This is a genomic window from Paenibacillus sp. FSL R5-0713, from assembly GCF_037973325.1.
Taxonomy (GTDB): domain Bacteria; phylum Bacillota; class Bacilli; order Paenibacillales; family Paenibacillaceae; genus Paenibacillus.
Genome location: NZ_CP150229.1, coordinates 6,311,673 through 6,331,573 on the forward strand (window position 1 = coordinate 6,311,673; position 19,901 = coordinate 6,331,573).

Genomic DNA, 19,901 nt, shown 5'->3' on the forward strand with positions numbered 1-19,901 from the left:
TAAAATTTATGATATCAAATGAAACATTTTCAAAAAAAATAAACGATTACGTTGATGTTACAAGGAGGGATTGAAGTGAAAAAATGGGGCCTTGGTATTGCACAGGTTGCGCTCTTAATGGTTTTTTCACTGCTTATGGACCTGCTGGCCCGTACTCTCCATCTTCCTGTACCGGGTTCGATTCTCGGTATGGTCGTGCTATTCATTCTGCTTCAGACTCGTGTCGTAAAGCTGCGCTGGATTGAAGTTGGAGCTGCATGGCTGCTCGGAGAACTACTATTATTTTTCATCCCGTCAGCCGTTGGCATCATGAACTATATGCCCATGTTGGAGCATGACGGATTGCAGATTTTATTCATCGTACTACTTAGCACTTTCCTGGTCATGTCCTGCACAGGACTCGTTGCTACACGAATTGCGAAACGAAAGGAGCGTCACACTGGATGATTGGATTCCTCTGCCTGTTGTTAACCGTCGGGATCTATGCGGTAGCCAAACGAATGTATCGCAACCTGCCAAAAGTGTATCTGTCTCCGTTGCTCATTACGCCGCTTCTTGTCGTTGGCGTATTGCTCGCAACCGGAACGGATTATACCACGTATAGCAGTGGTGGCAAATGGCTGAGTCTGTTGCTTCAACCGGCCACCGTGGCTTTTGCTGTGCCGCTTTATACTTTTTTCCATGTACTCAAAAAACATATCTCCGAGATTGTCTTCAGTGTCATGACCGGATCGGTGGTTGCCGTGCTGTCTTCTGCCCTGCTTGCCAAATGGCTGCAACTGGATTCAGGACTGATCCATAGCTTGATCCCACGTTCTATCACCACCCCAATTGCCATGAATGTCTCCGCTACAATCGGCGGCATTCCTGCGGTGACAGCTGTTTTCGTTATTATGACCGGCCTGCTCGGGGTGATTATGGGACCTTCTATCGTCAAGATGCTGCGCATCGATGGGGAAATTGCACGAGGCACACTGTTTGGAACCGGTGCCCATGGCACAGGAACATCCAAAGCGTTTGAACTGAGTTCCCTGACAGGTACCATCTCCAGCATCTCCATGGTGCTCGCCGCATTATTCACTTTAGCCGTTGCACCGATCCTTTCCAAACTTATTTTCCCATAATAGATGGAATTATCCCACTTTTTTGAAATATTATTGTTGTATTAAAGCCCTTTCTTCCTTACAATAAGGACAGGTTTTAATTGTGAATATTGCGGGGGAGATGCGATGAAAAGAACCGGAATGAAGAGATCTCTGGACCGTCTTGGACGAATTGTCCTTCCCAAAGAAATGCGGGATACGATGGAAATCCATATCGGCGATCCGCTTGAGTTTTTCATTGAAGGGAAAGAGTTGATTTTGAGAAAGTACAAATCAACATTATGTATTTTTTGCGGTGATGTAGATACGGAAATGTATTTCAAAGAACAATTCATCTGCCGGACTTGTGCAATTCAATTAAAACACCCGGATGACTCTCCCGACTGGTTCGTACCTCAGAACAAACAGGCTCCTGCACCCGTGGAGCGTCCTGCTTCCAAATCCGCCCCTGTCTCATCTCCCGCTAGGGAAGAAGGGACCACAGCTGACAACCAAGAATATCCGGATTTGCGGCCGAAAACGGCACGCATGCTGCAACAAATGAAAGAAATTGTTGAACAGAATCCAGGTTTGGCTCAACAGCAAATTGCGGAAAAGCTTGGCATCAGCCAAGGACGCGTCTCTCAATTAAAAAAGTTACTATAATTAAAATGGCATTCGATCATTTATAGTCAGAAGACCTTCCGATACCGGAAGTCCCGCTGCAAGAGAACCCGTTGTTTTTCGTGGGTTCTTCTTTTTTTATTTTCATAATGTTATGGGAAGGAATGCTATGGATAAAATTCTGTATTTATCACAATTCGACCTGCTGTCCTCCTTGTCCGAGGCCGACCTGATTGAAATGGATGGGATGACTTCTATCACGACCTTACCTAAAGACAGTCAGATCCAGACACCGGCTACATTTACGGAAGGTTTCTATTTTGTAAAACGGGGAAAGGTTCGTTTATATACATTGAGCCCGGAGGGCAAGCAGTTCACGCTTGATATGTTGACGGAAGGTAACGTGTTTGGAGAGATGAATGGAATCTCACTCGGAACACGTGCCGTTTATATCGAAACGATGGAGGAATGTGATATTTGCCTGATGAACAAACCGCGTTTTGAACAGTTTCTGATTGGGCATCCGGAATTTATGATGAGACTGATGAACATACTAAGTGAACGGATCAAGCGAATGAGCGAGTTGACACAGACGCTTGCACTCGGTAACCTGCACGAAAAGGTGATACATAATCTCTTCCGGCTGGCTGAACAGATGGGATGCATCGAAGAAGAGGAGTTCTGCAAGATTCAACTGGCACTTACCCATCAGGAGATTGCCTGGATGGCTGGAGTCACACGGGAATCGGTCACCGTCGCCATGCAAGAGTTAGCAAGAGCAGGCCGTATTCGTACCGGATTCAAATCAGTCTCCCTTCATCGTGACGAAATTGCTACCCTTCGAAAAATCACTGCACAGTTGTAAGATGCCTTACATCCCTGTTCTCCGGCAAGTTGTATTGTATAACGCATGAGTCTATACAACCAAGGAGGCGTATACCATTGGATGCTAAGTCAGATCTGTTTATCCCTGAGGACGTTCTTCTTCGCAAAGGCGCCCGTAAAGCTGCCGAAATCCCGGAGCATATCCGCAATGGGCTACAAGCAGGACATATTGAGTCGGTCAATCTGACCGAATGGCTGGCAGTAGATCATATTTCTCTTTTTGAGAGGGTTACCCATGAATGGGGAATGGATGCCGAAACCGGAGCAATTACTGCACAGTTAAGACAGATGAATGAACAGCGAATTATGAAAATCATCCCGGCCATAGCTATGCAATGGCTTAATCTGTTGAATCGTCTAACCATGAATGAACATACCAATCTCTTTCGTTCCATTGCAGAACATCGTTCAGACAGTATTCGCTGCTGGGCGGCTTATATCATTGGGTTGGATTCCCGGCTCAACCTGACTGAAAAGTTGGAGCGTATTCGGCCCTTTGCCGCAGATCATCACTTTGGTGTAAGGGAAATTGCCTGGATGGCGGTACGGGAGCCCATCTCTGCCGAATTATCCTCCGCTTTGCACGATTTGATCCCATGGAGCGTTGACCCTGATCCACTGATCCGTCGGTTTGCCATAGAATGCATCAGACCTCGTGGCGTATGGGCCAGACATATTCCGGAGTTAAAAGAAAACCCGGCTATGGCCCTTCCCTTGCTTGACGCGGTGAAATCGGATGCTCATAAGTATGTACAGGATTCGGTAAGCAACTGGCTGAACGATGCCGGCAAAACAAATCCCGAGTGGGTCCGGCAGGTCTGTGACACTTGGATTCAGCAGTCCGATACCAAACATACACTGCGAATTATCACACGTGCCAAACGAAGTCTTACATAAAAAGATGACCACCGCTTATTGGCAGTGGTCATCTTCTTGCTGTCTCTCAATTATGCCTGAATCGCATCCATCTGGCCTTCTTCTTCCGCTTCCAATCTGCGCATGCCCACAATCAGGACAATAATGTTAGCTACCAACAACACAGCCGGGAATGGGACCGCAGCATATTGTGCATAGATCAGATGGCTTCCCACGGCTCCAATCAGAATGAATGTCAGTATGCCTGAAGCCAGGATACGAGTCCGTGGAATCAGCAGTCCGACTGCACTAAGCAACTCGGCAGCGCCAAGCAGATACATGGTCCATGTTGGATAAGAGAAACTCTCGAATGTCTGAACCATCATGTCTGCTCCAGTAATTTTATTAAACCCCGTCATGACGAACACACCCGCAAGCACAACCAGAAAAATATAACCCAAAATTTTGTTCATATGTAGATCCTCCTGTGACAAATTATATGTTCCTACTATGTAATGAATATTTTTGCTGTACATTGTAAAAAAAATCTATGTAAAAGTTCCCAAAGGGTCACTCTGTTTTCAAGCGTTTAGCCCAGTTCCATTTTCAAAATAGTACGCGTTCATATTATACGTATTATTTATCACCAACTTACTTTTATGAAGTTAGTATATAATAATAATATAATTTCTTCAAGTAATTTCTCACTATATGATGTATAATACATACAAAAGGTATGTTACAGTATATTTTGTAGTAACCCTCATTTACTTGAATGTTCTACCATTCCAAAAGTGGCAGAAACCATGTCCTTTCATATACAACTGTGAAGAAAATGATCATGAAGCGAGGTGAATACGTTGAAACTGAGAAAAGTAAAAGCACCAAGTCCCTGTATGATTACTCAGGCGATAGACATTATAGGCAAGAAATGGGTACTGTTGATCATGTACCAACTGTTGTCCGGACCCAAACGGTTCACGGAGCTTGAAGCAGAGATGGCGATCAGTGGACGACTTTTATCGGAGAGATTGAAGGAAATGGAGACGGAAGGCATTGTAACCCGGCACATGTTTCCGGAGATTCCTCCTCGTGTAGAGTATGAATTAACACCCAAAGGCAGAGCGATTGAACCTGTCATTGATCAGATCTACAGCTGGTCTTCCGACTGGTTGAAACAGCAGAAATCCGAGTAATTTGAATGCCGATCCATTCATGTCCGCTCGACACAAATACGCCTGAATCAGGCTGATCTACCGATCAGTTTTTGATTCAGGCGTATTTATATTACGTTCAACCTTGATTAATGAGAGAGATGCTTTGAGGGCTGAAGCTTGACAGGCAGACCGGAATCAGCCGATGCCAACGCCGCCGTCGTAATCTCCTGTGTACGGCAGGCATCCGCATAATCGGACAGGATTCGTGAACGGTCCCCGGTACGCAGGGCATGAATGAACGCTTCATTCTCACGCTCGTATGGATTAGGTCCTGCCGAAATCTCCAGTCCTGCCATCGCATGTGTTGCGGCACTTGGCAGAAGCAAACGTTCCGGTGTCCAGTCCCACACACCTGCATCCGTGTAGAATTGGAGTCCTGCGCCGCCCTCTCCGTCTGGCAACAGACAGGTATTGGCGATGCTTGCAATCGCTCCACTTTCCAGCTTGAGCGTCACATTCGCCACATCAGCAACGCTGACATTTTCATGTTTCTCATGCATGCTTCGCTGAGCTGCTACAGCATATACCTCTGTAACTTCTCCTGCACAATACCGAAGCAAGTCTACAATATGTGTAGTCTGCTCTACGAATTGTCCTCCAGAACCATCCTGACGCCGCCACCAGGCAACCCCTGGCATTCCGCCCATCCAGCGACCAAGAGCCATGCCAACAGTCTGTTCTTTCATCGCTTGTTGCATTACTTGAGCAGCCTCCTGATAACGGAAATGGTATCCGACAGAGGTTAACAATCCGCTCTTCTGCACCTGATCCAACACCTGACGTGGCACGTCCATTCCGGTGCTCAATGGTTTCTCCACCAGGAATGGAATACCGCGGCGGATTAATTCGGACTCTATCGATCCGTGAGACATCGGAGGCACACAGATATATACCGCATCCAACTTCTCACCATCCAGCATATGTTCAAGTTCCCCGTAACCAACAGCATCATAGACGGAGGCCATGGCCTCTGCCTTTTCCAACGTTGTTCCACAGACACTCGCGACACGAACACCTTCCATTCGTGCGAGAATATCCGCGTGCACCTTACTGAACCAGCCTGTTCCAATGATTCCGATCTGTAATGTCATGGATGTAATCCCCTCTCTATGTTACACGCTTACATGTTCCATTCGACTCTCGGCCTTGAAATCCTGCCTTAGATTTTTCCGGATGCTTCCAGCAACAGCTGATTCAGTTCCTGTGTGTGCTTGACCGTTTGTTCTTCCGACCAGTTCAAACAATCGGCCATATACGAGATAACCGCTGTTTTATAGCGACGTACTTCATCAATGCAGAAGAATAAATGACCTGTTCTTCGTACCAAAAAGTCAGACGGGGTTACAGCCATCTCTTCATCAATCGCGTAACGCAGCATCAACAGTAGCTCCTGTGGCATGCCATGGAGCTCAGCCTTGGTGCGGGGATCAGGCATTCGCTCATACAGTGCTTTTACATTGGAACCATACGTGCGAACCAGCCGCTCTGCGGCAGGCCGAGTAAGCCCCAAAGCGACACCATCCTTGATCTTGCGCTCCGCATACGATACAAATCCAGCCGAACCGCCTACGTCACCGCCGGAGATGGGCATCTTCTTCGTTACGCATGGGCCTATGTTATGTCCACTCTCCTGCTCCATCTGGCGTGCGACCAGATCAACGACCATCTCGGCCATTTTACGGTATCCGGTCAATTTGCCCCCGGCAATCGTAATCAGATTGGAATCAGAGACCCAGACTTCATCTTTACGTGAGATTTCGGAGGGATTCTTGCCTTCCTCATGAATAAGTGGACGCACACCCGCCCATCCGGATTCCACGTCTTCGATACCAATGTGTACATCTGGAAACATGCCATTGATTGCATCAATTACATAATCTCGATCCGATTCGGAGATTTGCGGGTGTGCAGGATCGTCCTGATATACGGTGTCGGTTGTTCCGACATAGGTTTTGCCATCACGTGGGACAGCAAACACCATTCGACCATCTGGTGTATCAAAATAGACTGCCTGCCTCAATGGGAATCGTTCACCATCAAAGACCAGATGAATGCCTTTGGTCATCTGCAGCGTTTTCCCCTGGCGCGAGCCATCCAATTCCCGCAGACCGTCCACCCATGGACCGGAAGCGTTGATCACCTTGCTTGCTTTCAGCGTATAATTCTGCCCATTGATCTGATCGATGGCCTGAATACCTGTAATTTGGCCATCCTCCTTCAGAAAACCCGTCGCCTTGACATAGTTCACTGCCTGTGCCCCGCGTTTAACAGCTTCTTTCAACACTTCAATGGTGAGGCGGGCATCGTCAGTCCGGTACTCCACATAGAGTCCACCACCCAATAACCCCTGTTTGCGCAATAAAGGTTCACAATCTGACACCGCTCCAGCATTCAACATTTGGCGTCGTTCACTGCGCTTCACCCCGGCGAGCCGATCATACACCATCAGTCCAATGGATGTGCTGAATCGGCCGAACGTACCTGCCGTGTAGATCGGTAACAACATCGGTTCCGGTGTTGTCACATGTGGCCCATTTTCATAAACGATAGCCCGCTCCCGTCCTACCTCAGCAACCATCTTCACTTCATATTGTTTCAAATATCGCAATCCGCCATGGACCAGTTTGGTCGAACGACTGGATGTACCCGCTGCAAAATCCTGCATTTCTACAAGTGCTGTCTTCAATCCGCGTGAAACTGCATCCAATGCAATCCCTGCGCCTGTAATCCCACCGCCAATAATTAATATGTCAAAATGTGCATTCGCCATGCCTCGCAAATATTCGGTCCGGTGTGCTGAAGAGAACGTTTCTGTCATTCCTGAACCTCCCATTGATTTCCTTAATGTTTCCGTAAAAAAACAAAAAAAGGACCACGTCATTCGCTCAGCATTTGCTGAGCGGCACGTGGTCCCTCCCGATCTCCAGACATCATTTTTTAACTTGTGCCTTTATCCTATCACAGATTTTTCACGGCGTGAAGTCCTGAAATGACACATTATTCAAAAAATATTCAAAAACCTGTTCTACCAAAGGATGGAATTTCAAATGAATCCACTAACCTTGATTTTTTCCTTATAGTGGTTTTTTATTTTGGCACCTTCAGGAAGAATAACCCTGTAAATCATGCATCATTTTCCACCAGTAAATATCATTTATAACATATGTTTAGTTAAAAAGTACAAATACCCACAATGAGATATATTTTATTTCTTTTTATTTAAAAGCCATCGCCGCTTTCACTGCTCGCTTCCAGCCTGCATACAGTTCTGTCCGCTGATGCTCCGCCATAACAGGCTGGAAGACACGCTCCGTATTTTCATGATCGGTCAATTCATCCGCACTCGTCCAATACCCAACCGCCAATCCTGCCAGATAAGCCGCACCCAATGCCGTCGTTTCATTCACCGTTGGGCGTTCGACAGGAATGCCCAGAATATCACTCTGGAATTGCATGAGAAAATCATTCGCTGCCGCTCCCCCATCCACACGCAAAGCATGTACGGAGATACCCGAGTCGGATTCCATGGCCTCCAGTACATCTTTGGTCTGATACGCCAACGCTTCAAGCGTAGCACGGATGAAGTGTTCCTTCGTCGTGCCTCGGGTCAGGCCAAACACCGCACCCTTAACCTCGCTATCCCAATACGGACTGCCCAGCCCCACAAAAGCAGGTACCATATATACGCCGTCCGTTGAAGGCACGCGCGAGGCGTAGTCCTCACTGTCTTTGGATGATCGAAGCATCCTTAATCCGTCACGCAGCCACTGAACCGCTGAACCAGCAACAAAAATACTGCCTTCAAGCGCATATTCAACCTTGCCATTCATCCCCCAGGCTATGGTTGTAATCAGTCCGTGATCGGATTGTACCGGGTTCTCTCCCGTATTCATGAGCATGAAACATCCGGTACCATATGTATTTTTCATACTGCCCTTGGTGTAACATCCCTGACCAAACATCGCTGCCTGCTGATCTCCTGCCGCTCCAGCAATCGGAACCCGATGACCGAAGAAATGATAGTCTGTCGTGTGTGCATATACCTCGGATGAACCTCGCACTTCTGGCAGCATGGCCTTAGGAATGTCGAGGATCTCCAACAATTCGTCATCCCATTGCAGATCATAGATGTTGTACATCAGGGTACGTGAGGCATTGGATATATCCGTGACATGTGTCCCCCCGCTTAGTTTCCAGATCAGCCAGCTATCAATCGTGCCAAACAGTAATTCCCCCTTCTCTGCCCGCTCCCGGGCGCCAGGGACATGATCCAAGATCCATTTGACCTTCGTTCCCGAGAAATAGGGATCGATCAGTAATCCTGTTTTGCTGCGGAAAAGGTCCCCCAGACCTTGCATCTTCAATTCTTCACAGATATCTGCAGTCTGTCTGGACTGCCATACCACTGCATTATAGATCGGTCTGCCTGTTACTTTGTCCCATACCACCACAGTCTCCCGCTGATTGGTAATTCCAATTCCCGCAATCTGGATCGGTTTGATGCCGCTCTCTGCCAGACATGAAGCCATCACGGCAAGAATGGAACTCCAGATTTCGTTGGCATTCTGCTCCACCCAGCCCGGCTTGGGGAAATACTGGGGGAATTCCTGCTGTGCAATGTGCACGATCTCTCCTCCACGGTTAAACAGAATAGCTCGGGAGCTTGTCGTTCCCTGATCCAGAGCCAATATATACTTTTCCATACAGATAACCTCCTGTTGTGGGTTCTTTTTAGGGTGTAAGCGATTTCTCAAAGTGTCGGATCAAATCTGCATTGGATGTGGTCACTGCCGTAGCCCCGACACCAAGCGCAAGTTCAACCTCTTCCGGTGATCGAATCAATCCCCCTGCAATAATAGGGATACCGGTACGCACAGACACTTCCGCAATAATATGCGGAATGACACCAGGTAATACTTCAATATAATCCGGTTGAGTTTTGGCCAGTAACAGATAACTTTTCTCCAGGGCGTGGGTGTCCAGCAGAAAAATACGCTGAATAGCTGTAATCCCTTTCTGCTTCGCTTTCTGAATGACACTTGCACGTGTAGAGATCAGTCCTGCCGGACGAATGTGCTGACACAGATACTCTGCGGCATACTCATCATTCTTCAATCCCTGTACCAGATCTGCATGCAAAAGTATTTTTTTGTCGTACCGCTTCGCCTCGTCCATCACACTCTGAAGCTGAGCAATATGGGTTTCCAGCATCACCCCATAGGTATAAGGGCCTTCAATCATCGCTTCAAACTGCTTCATGCTCTTCGCAGCTGGCAATATACGTTGTCCCTCAAATGGCACCTTCGTTCCTCCCGCATTCATCAGATGCCTATATTGTATAATCCGTCCAGTGAGAACGGCAAGCCATTCCGTAAATCAGGAAATCTGGTTGCTTGCCGGCTATCAAGATCGCACCAAAAAGCCGTTGCAGTATTTCTCCTTAATGGAGAGTACAACAACGGCTCCCAGTTAATCGTGCCCTTTAATGAATCATCATTAAGCCTGTGCATGCGGAAGCAGCGTATCTGCCCCAGCCCAGCCATCATTTTCTGCCAAGTGACCGGAACGGTTCACTTTGGTCTGCAGATATTTCTCGTTGAACGCAGAGCGATCGCCCCACAGTGGGACACGTCCGCCAACATTCAATCCCGCTTCCTGCAAGGCAGCCAGCTTCCGTGGATTGTTGGTGATCAATGTAACGGGTGCGGAACGAAGCGCACGTAACACAGCAATCGCATCGTCATAATTACGAGCGTCGTCCGTGAATCCAAGCTGCAAGTTCGCATCTACCGTATCCAGACCCTCTTCTTGCAAAATGTACGCCATCGCTTTGCTGAACAGACCGATACCACGGCCTTCATGGTTCGCAAGATAGAACAGGGCACCTGCTCCGTGAGCGGCGATCATCTTCATGGATTGCTCCAACTGAAAACCGCAATCACAGCGTTTGCTGCCAAAGATATCGCCTGTATGACAGATGCTGTGCATCCGAATTAATGCTTCTTGCGCTTCGGCAAAATCACCATACACCAGAACACTGGATTGTTGGCGCTCTGCCAGTTCAGCAGCAGCGAGAGATTCAATTAACTCGCCGCTCTCCATCGCTTTGTCCGATTTCATCCAGCTATACCACTGAAATGTCTTGGTCTCCCCATCCAGGTTAACCGGAAGCTTGATCGGTCCCACCAGGTATATAAACTCTTTTCCACTCGGAAAAGTCTGAATTTTGGGGGCAAGCAGTTGAATAATATGTGAATTGATCATTGTCGTTCCTCCTGTTTAGGCCACTGTCTGTTGATTGATTCGCATCTAGAGCGAAAATGGATCACTCAGATGTTATATAGTACGTATCTATATTATTCTCATCATCATTAGTTACTTTATGTAAGTTAGTTTAGAATAAAAATTATATTGTGTCAAGTAACTTTTATTTTTAAAGTAACTACCCAATTTATGTTACGCAATGGACACAAATATGTGTTTCATTTCAGGAATATTGGGTATGACTTAATAAACTGCTCATACACTAATGTTGTAGTACAAAGCACTTCATGCCTCGAACTTAACGATGAGGGGGTAATACACATGATCCGCCGGAAAAAAACATGCTGGACAGCCATACTGATGGTCTGCGTCCTGCTCATAAGCGGATGCTCCATCTGGCCCGGACAGGACGATTCAGCGAACAACAAAAAGGTAACGCTTACATTATGGTACTGGAACCGTTCCATTGATGATAAGTTGATTGCCAGGGCTAAAGAAAAGTTCCCCAATATCGAACTGACAGCTCAGAAAATCGGCGGTGATTTCAAAGCAAAGCTCAAAACAACACTCGCTGCACGCTCAGGTGAGCCAGACATTGTTGCACTGAACGACTGGATCATGGAGCTATTCCCCAGTGAGGACCGTTTCTATAATCTGTATGATCTTGGTGCAGGAGATATTGAAGACCAATATCTGCCGTGGAAATGGAAGCAAGGCGTGACGCCAAATGGACAGATGATCGGTTTCCCCATGGATACGGGACCGACAGCCCTCTTCTACCGGGAAGATCTGTTCAAGGAAGCCGGATTGCCGTCTGATCCTGAAGACGTTACACGTCAGATCAACAGCTGGGAGGCCTATGCTGCTGCCGGAGAGAAGATCAAGGAAAAATTCGGAGGCAAGGTATTTCTGACCGACAATATTGCAACCGTTTACAATCAAGTCTTATCACAGGCTGCCGAACGTTATTTCCGCCCGGATGGGTCCTTTATCGGTATGGATTCCCCTACTGTGCGCAAGAGCTGGGATACGGCCGTTGCCTTTAAAGAAAAAGGCTTGCTTGCCAATGCAGATGGCTGGACTCCGGGCTGGAACGCAGCGATGAATAACGGTGAAGTCGCCTCGTTCGTGGGTGCTGTCTGGATGAAACAAGTGCTTCAGGAAGCTGCACCGGATACATCCGGAAAGTGGCGGGTAGCTCGGGCTCCGGGAGGGGATGGCAACAACGGAGGATCATTCCTGTCTATCCTGAAGTCGAGTGAACATCCTCAGGAAGCCTTTGAACTGGTTCGCTGGCTGCAAAGTCCCGAGAATCAGTTGGAGCAATATCAGACATTGAACCTGTTCCCTTCTGCACCAAGTGTATTTGACGACTCTGCCATGACAGAGAAGGAACCCTTCTTCGGTGGGCAAGCGACCGGCCCTGTATTTGCCGACTCGGCACAGCAAGTACCGGATGCTTTTTTTGGTGAAAGATACCCCTCTGTACACAACATTATTACGCGAAGGCTGAATGATATCGCGAAGCAAAATGCCAATCCACAGCAGGTTTGGACGGATACGGTACACCGCGTTGAGCGGGAATTGCAGCGGTGAGTATAAAATACAGCGTTATCCTGATTACTGGTCCTGGTTTCATGTGGTCTCGTTATCCGCAAAGGAGGAATTCATATGGCTGTAACTGAACCTCGTCTTACGCCCGATCCTGGCAATACCAGACCTGATCTGGATCGGCAGAAGTCACTCTGGTCCAGAATGTGGGAGCATCGTGCGCTCTATGTTGCGATATCGCCGTTTTATATTCTGTTTGCCGTATTTGGCCTATTCCCGATCGGGTTCTCGCTCTATCTGGCTTTTCATAAATGGGATGGCATCGGTGTCATGACGTACAACGGGTTCAACAATTTCAAATACATGCTGACCGATGCCGAATTCTGGCAAGCCGTGGGCAACACCTTCATGATCTGGATCTATTCGACGATTCCGATGCTCTTCTTCGCATTGATTATTGCCTTTCTGCTGCATGCACCATTTGTGAAGTTCCGTACATTATTTCGGGTCGGTTATTTCCTGCCAAACGTCACGTCCATCGTAGCGGTAGCCATTATCTTCGGTGCTTTATTTGCCAACAATTATGGCTTTCTCAATTATCTGTTGCAGTCGGTCGGGCTACCTGTTGTGGAGTGGCTGAATGCACCATGGGGCATCAAAGTTGCGATCTCCTCCATGGTGGTCTGGCGCTGGACCGGATATAACGCCGTTATCTATCTGGCCGGGCTACAGAGTATCCCGCAGACGTTATACGAAGCAGCCAAGATTGACGGGGCATCCGCGATACAGTCCTTTTTCCGGATCACAATACCGATGCTGCGTCCAGTCATCCTGTTCACAGTCATTACATCAACCATCGGCGGTATGCAGCTGTTCACCGAGCCGCAAGTATTGGTAGGCAATGATGGTGGCGCGGGTGCAGCAGGCATGACGATTGTACTGTACCTCTACCGTGAATCCTTCATTAACAATTACTTCGGATACGGCGCTGCTGTTGGCTGGGGTATGTTCCTCATTATCGCCCTGTTCTCGATTGTGAACTGGAAGCTTGTTCAAGGCAAATCATCCTGATGTGATAAGGGGGAGCGCACATGGCGACCAAACACCTCAAATCGCTGGTGTTGTATACCGGTCTTATCGGGGGCATGCTCATATCCATGTTCCCGTTCTATTGGCTGATTGTAATGTCCACCCGGACAACGTCCGATATCTACAAGTTTCCACCGCAGCTCTGGTTCGGGGGCGAATTGTGGAATAATATTACGCGAGTGTTACAGCAGATTGATTTTTGGGGCGCCTTTCTGAATACGTTGTTTGTGTCGGGCCTCGTGACCATTCTGGTACTGTTTTTTGACTCACTGGCGGGGTTTGCGTTTGCGAAGTTTGAATTTCCCGGCAAAAAGTGGCTTTTCATCTTGCTGCTCGCGACCATGATGGTACCTTCCCAGCTGTCACTGGTGCCCTCCTTCGTGCTGATGGCCACGTTCGGCTGGGTCGGTTCCTTCAAAGCCCTTATTATTCCAGGCATGGTCAATGCCTTCGGGATCTTCTGGGTTCGCCAATATGCTACGGAGTCGATTCCGAATGATCTGCTCGATGCAGGACGCATCGACGGCTGTAATTTCTTCCGGCTCTATTGGAACGTGGCGCTGCCGATTCTGCGACCTGCCTTTGCTTTCCTCGGCGCGTTTACCTTTATCGGCGTATGGAACGATTATCTGTGGCCTTTGATCGTCCTGACGGATGAGCGTAAATACACGTTGCAGATTGCGTTGTCTCAATTAAACGGGCTGTATAACACCGACTACGCGATGGTGATCGCAGGTACGTTGCTTGCCGTCATTCCGCTGATTGTCATGTTCCTGTTCATCAGCCGCCAGTTTATCTCGGATATTGCCGCAGGAGCGGTGAAGGATTAAGGCTAGTGTAATCGAGATCGACGTAATCTGTTCCAATTTTGATCCATCCCTCAAGTCTGATATTCTTATCTATAGTTGAAATAACAGATGCCATATAAGTTGGATGAATAGCGCCACGTGCGCGAAGGGGACAGAAAGGGCCTGAAGAAATGGAATTAAAAGCTTTCCAGAGGAAAGCTACTTCGAAAGCATATGCTTCGCATTTACGCGATCGGAAGGCTTTCTGTACCCGAAGTGTTAACGTGTAACAGCATTCTTTCACTTATATATTTAAGAAAGAGGGATGACAAAATGGCTTCTTCACCCTATATGATCGGCGTAGATATCGGCACAACCTCCACCAAGGCCGTCTTGTTCGAGCAGAACGGAACCATTGTGGCTCAAGGCAGTGCCGATTATCCGCTGCACACCCCCACACCTGCGATTGCAGAGCAGGATGCGGAAGATATTTTCAAAGCAGTCATCGAATCGGTCAAACAGGCTACCTCCAAAGCAGGAGTTAAGCCGGACGAGATCCTATTTGTCTCGTTCAGCTCAGCCATGCACAGCATTCTGCCAGTCGATCAACACGGTACACCACTGATGCGGGCCATGACATGGGCAGATAATCGCAGTGCCGAGTGGACTGAAGTACTCAAATCGGAGATGAATGGTCACGAAATCTATCTGAGAACAGGGACGCCGATTCATCCGATGTCCCCACTCACCAAGATCATGTGGCTCACCCGGGATCAACCGGAACTGTTCCAGCAGACGCACAAATTCATATCCATGAAAGAATATGTGTTCTATAAATTATTTTCTGAATACGTCATAGATCACTCCATGGCCTCCGCCACCGGACTCATGAATCTGGAGAAACTCGACTGGGATGCAGAAGCACTCCATGTGGCGGGCATCACGCCGGAACACCTATCCCGATTGGTACCGACCACCCATGTGCTCAAACATGGATTGCATCCGGAGTACGCCAAGGAGATGGGCATTGCGTTCACCACACCGTTTGTCATCGGGGCCAGTGATGGCGTGCTCTCCAATCTGGGCGTTAACGCCATAGATCCAGGCGTTGTGGCCGTGACCATTGGTACCAGTGGAGCGATTCGTACCGTCGTGGATAAACCGGTGACCGATCCGAAAGGACGCTTCTTCTGTTATGCACTCACAGAGGATGCATGGGTCATTGGCGGACCCGTGAACAACGGCGGTGTTATTTTCCGCTGGATTCGGGACGAGTTTGCGGCTTCCGAGGTAGAGACCGCGAAACGACTTGGCATTGATCCGTATGAAGTGCTCACTCGTGTTGCGGAAAATGTGCCTCCGGGTTCGGAAGGGCTCTTGTTCCATCCATACATGACGGGTGAGCGGGCTCCACTCTGGAATCCCAATGCACGCGGTTCGTTCTTTGGCCTGACGCTGCATCATAAGAAAGAACATATGATTCGCGCTGCGCTCGAAGGTGTATTGTTCAACCTGTACACGGTTATGTTAGCAATTGAAGAAAAAATCGGTCGTCCGAAAAAGATTCAGGCGACAGGCGGCTTCGCCCGCTCCGAGTTGTGGCGCCAGATGATGGCGGATATTTTCGATCAGGATGTCATTATCCCCGAAAGTATTGAAAGCTCCTGTCTCGGCGCAGCCGTACTGGGCTTGTACGCCCTTGGCCGCATTGATTCCCTGAGCGCCGTCTCCGGCATGATCGGATCAACGCACCGACACCAGCCGGACCCGGACAGTGTCCGTGTCTACCGGGAACTGCTGCCGATCTTCATCCGTATCTCGCGCAAATTCGAAGAAGAGTATGCGGATATCGCTGCTTTTCAGAACAAGACGATGCAGGGATAGGCAATGCGGGAAGATGACCGGAGAACTGGGCAGTTTAAGTTTTGAGGGTTGGGGTTTGGTTATTGGGTTAGGTCTGGGGGTGTGGGATTGGAGATTTGGAGCGTTTGAGGCTTAGAGCGGGGTAAAAAGGCTCAATGTTACACGTTGGAGAGTCAAAACGTTGAACATGGAGCAGCTAACGAATCGTAGACGTCTTATTTGCAGCTTTTAGCGTGTTTTAAAAATCTAACGAATCTGAGACGCCTTATATCAGCTTACATGGGCGCAAAACTACGCTAGAACCTAATATGTTGATCATTAACGTGTCTGTGATTCGTTAGGATTTTGATTTTGCGAAATATCCTCCAATAGCTCGTCTCAGGTTCGTTACATTGAAAGAACATCGTTTCCATGTTGCGCGTCTCAGGTTCATTAGAATTGCCGGACCCTCGCTACCACGCAGCGAATCACTATCTCCTTCGCTGATTCCGGCTCAAATTTACATTCAACTATTACATTTGACTCTAACGAGTACGTTTATGCACATTCATGAGGACCGTCTCGCCATGCTTACGACATGCGGGACGGTCTTTTTCATGCACAGTTTTTCAGGTACATATATTTTCATGTACAGTGTGTTGGTGCATCCATTTCCCTGTAGAAACTGTGCGATCAGAGTGATGAAGCCTTCGTTCTCAGTGCCTTCTAATTAACTAAAAGCGCTACAGAAAAAAGCCCACAGCATGAAAAACTGTGGACCTCAAGTGTGGCTATCTTTTTAGTAATTCAAATTTCTGGATTTTCATTCATCAAACTGAAATCGCTAGATTTTATTTACTGATTATACTTGCTGAATGCATTCTGATCGGCCTGTACATTCTCCAGATACACAATCTGCCCCGCATCATTTACACGCGCGATATCAATGCCTGCTTTGGCATATACCGTTCCGTCTGCCGCTTGTCCGCATACCGCCCAGTTCGTTTGGTAGCTGCCGTCAGGCTGTTGCACCCACGCGTCCCACATATGTTTTACGTCCTTATTGTACTCGTAGAAAGCTTTCATAAAACCATCGAACCCTGTGCGACTGGTACCATTAAGTACAATTTCTGCGTCCGGTGTAAACAGGGACAACAGATCTTCCATGGCGCGCTCGTCTGTGCGTGAAGCATCAAATAAACGGAAGTAGTTGTTCAACATTGTAGTGGTATTTGTAGTACTCATATATATTCCTCCTAGAATAAAAAGCCGATTTCCAATCTTTCAGTTCGAATAATTTCGAACTAACTGAAAAGAAATGTAACACACTTCCTATCCTACCCGCAAGAAATAGTTCGATATTTTTCAAACATTGAAAGAAAAAGCCGAATATGCTAACGTCATAGATATGAGAACTCCAACGATACCTATGGCTTCGGAACTGAAACTGACTACGGTCTGCAATGCACTCGGTGATCCAATCCGCATGAAAATTGCACACTGTCTGGCCAGTTCTGGCGAGAAAAACTGTTCCGCCTTCGAAGTAGACCATATTTCCAAATCCACGTTGTCCCATCACATCAAAATTTTACGTGAAGCTGGCGTGATCCAGCCACGCATTGAAGGTAAACAGCACTTTTATTCCCTGCGAAAGGAAGAACTAAACTCACGTTTTCCAGGTCTCGTCGAGATGATTCTGAATACAACCGAGGAATATGCACATTAAAGTAGGCAGGTCTGGGATCGATTGAAGAACCACATTTATCATGATGGTATATCCATAAAGGAGGCTAACTATATGGACAAAAAAGCGGCAAAGATACTGCTGAGCACATTCTGGGGAGGTGGCGGCTGGAAAACAACCTCTTTACCCTTCTCTGGAGATGAATTTGAATATGCCAAAAGCAAAGGCGTCATGTTCGACCCGCTTACAATTACGCATGACGAGATTGTTCAGCGTCTATACGACATACATCAGGATGACTCGTTCAAGGAGCGGGTAATATCGGCCTTTCTACATAGTCTGTCCACCAAAAAAGTTTACCTGCGCAGCGCATTATCCAGCTGGGCTTTAACATCGAACATGCCTCTGCATACCTATGCGGAACGCCCTGCCCTTCACCCTAACACCAGTGCCTGCGGGGATTGTAATTACCTGCGTTTGAAGTCAGACAAGGAATATTCCAACGTCGATTTAAACGTCTTGAACTTTGAACGGATCAAGTGGGGCGGCGTGCGTCATGGCTGGCTTCTCTATTGCCTTATGGATTTGGAATTACTGCGTAAGGACAACGATACAAGCTATGAAGTAACCCCTGAAGACCAAGCTATCCTGGTAAAGCTGCTTGAAGCAGCTCAGACGGAAGACCCTAAGGACAGTGCACGCTCACTGGAGAAAAAGTGGAAAGATATCTTGCCTTCCAGCAAACAGGAGCGGGATGCCCTGCTGGAAATCTGGGCGGCAGCTGGAATATTGGTTCCTGGAGATAACCCGCGAAAAGGCAAGGGTGGTTCCGGTGATTTCATCTTTGCAGCAACCTGGCAAGGTGATGATGGATATCATGCAGAAACCGTAAAACAATATTTCGGCTCCTATCTTCCTCAAATGCGATAAAATCTGAACTTTGGCTCACCTTTTTTCGTACGTCTGGTTACAATAATGACATCGACAGATTTCCTGTTTAACTCGTATAATAAGGAGAAATTGGTAGATGGGAGTGAAACAAGCGAGTTTATGGTATACATACTGGCTTTTATAGTGTCTTTTGCTGTCGTGGTTCTGCTTATTCCGCCGCTTGGTCGACTGGCTCACCGGCTCGATTTTGTGGACAAGCCCCGGGAGGATGTGGAGCGTAAGCTGCACAGGCAACCGATCCCGCTCACGGCGAGTTACGCGATATTTACTGGATTTTTCCTGACATACATTGCTCTGACCAAAGAAATCACATGGGAAACGGCGGCTCTGGTCGCTGGTGGTATGCTTCTGCTAACGATTGGTACCGTCGACGACTGGTACAAAACAAAAGGCAAAGATTTTCCTGCCTTGCCCAAGATGCTCGTACAAGTCTCTGCAGCAGTGCTCGTATTTGCTTCAGGCATTGCGTTCACCGGATTCGTGAATCCCTTCAACGCGGAATATGTTATGCTCCCGATCTGGCTGCAATTCATTCTCACGATCCTCTGGATCTTTGGAGTGACAACCGTCATCAACTTCTCGGACGGCATGGACGGACTGGCCGGCGGATTATCGGCCATTTCGGCGATTACCTTGTTCATCGTGGCCCTGGCCAAAGGACAAAGTGACTCCGCACTCATGTCGATCACTCTGGTTGGTGTGACAATAGGTTATCTGAAGTACAACAAAGCTCCTGCCAAAGTGTTTATGGGTGATGCAGGTGCTACGTTCCTCGGCTTCATTCTGGCGGTTATCGCTCTGGATGGTGCATTCAAACAAGCGACCATGTTGTCCATCTTCATTCCAATTTTGGCGCTCGGTGTACCAATCTTCGATAACATCTTTGTCGTGATCAAACGCTTCATTCAAGGTAAAGCAATCTACCAGGCCGATGCGAGTCAAGCCCATTATCGACTGCTGCGTGCCGGATTGAATCACAAACAGGTGGTTGCTGTGCTCTATCTCATCAGCACTTGTCTGTGCCTTTCCTCCATCATATTGATGTTGGTAGAGATGTAAGTATCCGCAA

The 19,901-nt window shown here is 47.8% G+C and carries 20 protein-coding genes; 13 read left to right on the forward strand and 7 right to left on the reverse strand.

Annotated features, from left to right (window positions below; all coding sequences use genetic code 11):
• Window positions 1-75: 75 nt before the first annotated feature.
• The 5 genes from MKZ12_RS28085 (at window position 76) to MKZ12_RS28105 (ending at window position 3,488) form a co-directional block, all read left to right on the forward strand.
• Window positions 76-447: a CidA/LrgA family holin-like protein gene (locus tag MKZ12_RS28085; protein WP_017691758.1), complete on the forward strand. Its 372-nt coding sequence runs from the start codon at window positions 76-78 to the stop codon at window positions 445-447.
• The gene (locus tag MKZ12_RS28090; RefSeq protein WP_339238508.1) at window positions 444-1,124 is read left to right on the forward strand and encodes an LrgB family protein; all 681 of its coding nucleotides are present in this window, start codon (window positions 444-446) and stop codon (window positions 1,122-1,124) included. The genes MKZ12_RS28085 and MKZ12_RS28090 overlap by 4 nt, the downstream gene beginning before the upstream one ends.
• Before the next feature lie 105 nt (window positions 1,125-1,229).
• Window positions 1,230-1,748, forward strand: coding sequence for an AbrB/MazE/SpoVT family DNA-binding domain-containing protein (locus tag MKZ12_RS28095; RefSeq protein ID WP_047840820.1), 519 nt, complete (start codon window positions 1,230-1,232; stop codon window positions 1,746-1,748).
• Between the two features lie 127 nt (window positions 1,749-1,875).
• Window positions 1,876-2,571, forward strand: coding sequence for a Crp/Fnr family transcriptional regulator (locus tag MKZ12_RS28100; RefSeq protein ID WP_339238511.1), 696 nt, complete (start codon window positions 1,876-1,878; stop codon window positions 2,569-2,571).
• A 77-nt stretch (window positions 2,572-2,648) separates the two neighbouring features.
• Window positions 2,649-3,488 (forward strand): DNA alkylation repair protein, encoded by an 840-nt coding sequence (locus MKZ12_RS28105; RefSeq protein WP_339257816.1) that lies wholly within the window; start codon window positions 2,649-2,651, stop codon window positions 3,486-3,488.
• A gap of 50 nt (window positions 3,489-3,538) precedes the next feature.
• Here the strand turns inward: MKZ12_RS28105 and MKZ12_RS28110 are convergent, their stop codons facing one another.
• Complete coding sequence (locus MKZ12_RS28110) at window positions 3,539-3,919, reverse strand: DoxX family protein (protein WP_339238516.1); 381 nt, start codon at window positions 3,917-3,919, stop codon at window positions 3,539-3,541.
• Between the two features lie 423 nt (window positions 3,920-4,342).
• Between MKZ12_RS28110 and MKZ12_RS28115 the strand changes: the two genes are divergently transcribed.
• Entirely contained in the window at window positions 4,343-4,642 is a 300-nt protein-coding gene (locus tag MKZ12_RS28115; protein WP_026081419.1) for a helix-turn-helix domain-containing protein, read from the forward strand.
• 107 nt (window positions 4,643-4,749) lie between these two features.
• Here MKZ12_RS28115 and MKZ12_RS28120 read toward each other — a convergent pair whose 3' ends face one another.
• The 5 genes from MKZ12_RS28120 to MKZ12_RS28140 all read right to left on the reverse strand — a co-directional run bounded on the left by MKZ12_RS28120 (window position 4,750) and on the right by MKZ12_RS28140 (window position 10,927).
• Entirely contained in the window at window positions 4,750-5,754 is a 1,005-nt protein-coding gene (locus MKZ12_RS28120; RefSeq protein WP_339257817.1) for a Gfo/Idh/MocA family oxidoreductase, read from the reverse strand.
• Window positions 5,755-5,822: 68 nt separating this feature from the next.
• Window positions 5,823-7,433 carry an FAD-dependent oxidoreductase gene (locus tag MKZ12_RS28125; RefSeq protein ID WP_339261543.1) on the reverse strand — a complete coding sequence of 537 codons (1,611 nt, stop codon included), beginning with the start codon at window positions 7,431-7,433 and terminating at the stop codon, window positions 5,823-5,825.
• Between the two features lie 445 nt (window positions 7,434-7,878).
• Window positions 7,879-9,366 (reverse strand): glycerol kinase GlpK, encoded by a 1,488-nt coding sequence (gene glpK / locus MKZ12_RS28130; protein ID WP_339257818.1) that lies wholly within the window; start codon window positions 9,364-9,366, stop codon window positions 7,879-7,881.
• A 28-nt stretch (window positions 9,367-9,394) separates the two neighbouring features.
• Entirely contained in the window at window positions 9,395-9,964 is a 570-nt protein-coding gene (locus MKZ12_RS28135; RefSeq protein WP_339257819.1) for a glycerol-3-phosphate responsive antiterminator, read from the reverse strand.
• A gap of 195 nt (window positions 9,965-10,159) precedes the next feature.
• On the reverse strand, window positions 10,160-10,927 hold the full coding sequence (locus MKZ12_RS28140; RefSeq protein ID WP_339257820.1) for a GTP cyclohydrolase II: 768 nt from the start codon (window positions 10,925-10,927) through the stop codon (window positions 10,160-10,162).
• A 360-nt stretch (window positions 10,928-11,287) separates the two neighbouring features.
• Here MKZ12_RS28140 and MKZ12_RS28145 point away from each other — a divergent pair, with 360 nt between their 5' ends.
• From MKZ12_RS28145 to gntK, 4 genes are all read left to right on the forward strand, one after another.
• Complete coding sequence (locus MKZ12_RS28145; RefSeq protein ID WP_339261545.1) at window positions 11,288-12,523, forward strand: extracellular solute-binding protein; 1,236 nt, start codon at window positions 11,288-11,290, stop codon at window positions 12,521-12,523.
• A 159-nt stretch (window positions 12,524-12,682) separates the two neighbouring features.
• Window positions 12,683-13,549: a sugar ABC transporter permease gene (locus tag MKZ12_RS28150; protein WP_091013252.1), complete on the forward strand. Its 867-nt coding sequence runs from the start codon at window positions 12,683-12,685 to the stop codon at window positions 13,547-13,549.
• A 20-nt stretch (window positions 13,550-13,569) separates the two neighbouring features.
• Window positions 13,570-14,397: a carbohydrate ABC transporter permease gene (locus MKZ12_RS28155; protein WP_339257821.1), complete on the forward strand. Its 828-nt coding sequence runs from the start codon at window positions 13,570-13,572 to the stop codon at window positions 14,395-14,397.
• Between the two features lie 291 nt (window positions 14,398-14,688).
• Complete coding sequence (gene gntK, locus MKZ12_RS28160) at window positions 14,689-16,239, forward strand: gluconokinase (RefSeq protein ID WP_339257822.1); 1,551 nt, start codon at window positions 14,689-14,691, stop codon at window positions 16,237-16,239.
• 813 nt (window positions 16,240-17,052) lie between these two features.
• Here the strand turns inward: gntK and MKZ12_RS28165 are convergent.
• On the reverse strand, window positions 17,053-17,442 hold the full coding sequence (locus tag MKZ12_RS28165; RefSeq protein WP_237177210.1) for a nuclear transport factor 2 family protein: 390 nt from the start codon (window positions 17,440-17,442) through the stop codon (window positions 17,053-17,055).
• 184 nt (window positions 17,443-17,626) lie between these two features.
• Here MKZ12_RS28165 and MKZ12_RS28170 point away from each other — a divergent pair, with 184 nt between their 5' ends.
• The 3 genes from MKZ12_RS28170 (at window position 17,627) to MKZ12_RS28180 (ending at window position 19,891) form a co-directional block, all read left to right on the forward strand.
• Window positions 17,627-17,923 (forward strand): metalloregulator ArsR/SmtB family transcription factor, encoded by a 297-nt coding sequence (locus MKZ12_RS28170; protein ID WP_339238528.1) that lies wholly within the window; start codon window positions 17,627-17,629, stop codon window positions 17,921-17,923.
• 72 nt (window positions 17,924-17,995) lie between these two features.
• A complete protein-coding gene (locus MKZ12_RS28175) occupies window positions 17,996-18,811 on the forward strand; it encodes a hypothetical protein (RefSeq protein ID WP_339257823.1) in 816 nt (271 codons plus the stop codon).
• Window positions 18,812-18,931: 120 nt separating this feature from the next.
• The gene (locus tag MKZ12_RS28180; protein ID WP_339261547.1) at window positions 18,932-19,891 is read left to right on the forward strand and encodes an MraY family glycosyltransferase; all 960 of its coding nucleotides are present in this window, start codon (window positions 18,932-18,934) and stop codon (window positions 19,889-19,891) included.
• The last annotated feature ends 10 nt before the right edge of the window (window positions 19,892-19,901 follow it).

Bases quoted from the DNA above. Each gene is read 5' to 3' on its own strand.
- MKZ12_RS28090 (WP_339238508.1), top strand. From the start codon at position 444: ATGATTGGATTCCTCTGCCTGTTGTTAACCGTCGGGATCTATGCGGTA.
- MKZ12_RS28095 (WP_047840820.1), top strand. From the start codon at position 1,230: ATGAAAAGAACCGGAATGAAGAGATCTCTGGACCGTCTTGGACGAATT.
- MKZ12_RS28100 (WP_339238511.1), top strand. From the start codon at position 1,876: ATGGATAAAATTCTGTATTTATCACAATTCGACCTGCTGTCCTCCTTG.
- MKZ12_RS28110 (WP_339238516.1), bottom strand. From the start codon at position 3,919: ATGAACAAAATTTTGGGTTATATTTTTCTGGTTGTGCTTGCGGGTGTG.
- MKZ12_RS28115 (WP_026081419.1), top strand. From the start codon at position 4,343: ATGATTACTCAGGCGATAGACATTATAGGCAAGAAATGGGTACTGTTG.
- MKZ12_RS28120 (WP_339257817.1), bottom strand. From the start codon at position 5,754: ATGACATTACAGATCGGAATCATTGGAACAGGCTGGTTCAGTAAGGTG.
- MKZ12_RS28125 (WP_339261543.1), bottom strand. From the start codon at position 7,433: ATGGCGAATGCACATTTTGACATATTAATTATTGGCGGTGGGATTACA.
- glpK (WP_339257818.1), bottom strand. From the start codon at position 9,366: ATGGAAAAGTATATATTGGCTCTGGATCAGGGAACGACAAGCTCCCGA.
- MKZ12_RS28140 (WP_339257820.1), bottom strand. From the start codon at position 10,927: ATGATCAATTCACATATTATTCAACTGCTTGCCCCCAAAATTCAGACT.
- MKZ12_RS28145 (WP_339261545.1), top strand. From the start codon at position 11,288: ATGGTCTGCGTCCTGCTCATAAGCGGATGCTCCATCTGGCCCGGACAG.
- MKZ12_RS28150 (WP_091013252.1), top strand. From the start codon at position 12,683: ATGTGGGAGCATCGTGCGCTCTATGTTGCGATATCGCCGTTTTATATT.
- MKZ12_RS28155 (WP_339257821.1), top strand. From the start codon at position 13,570: ATGGCGACCAAACACCTCAAATCGCTGGTGTTGTATACCGGTCTTATC.
- gntK (WP_339257822.1), top strand. From the start codon at position 14,689: ATGGCTTCTTCACCCTATATGATCGGCGTAGATATCGGCACAACCTCC.
- MKZ12_RS28165 (WP_237177210.1), bottom strand. From the start codon at position 17,442: ATGAGTACTACAAATACCACTACAATGTTGAACAACTACTTCCGTTTA.
- MKZ12_RS28170 (WP_339238528.1), top strand. From the start codon at position 17,627: ATGGCTTCGGAACTGAAACTGACTACGGTCTGCAATGCACTCGGTGAT.
- MKZ12_RS28175 (WP_339257823.1), top strand. From the start codon at position 17,996: ATGGACAAAAAAGCGGCAAAGATACTGCTGAGCACATTCTGGGGAGGT.
- MKZ12_RS28180 (WP_339261547.1), top strand. From the start codon at position 18,932: ATGGTATACATACTGGCTTTTATAGTGTCTTTTGCTGTCGTGGTTCTG.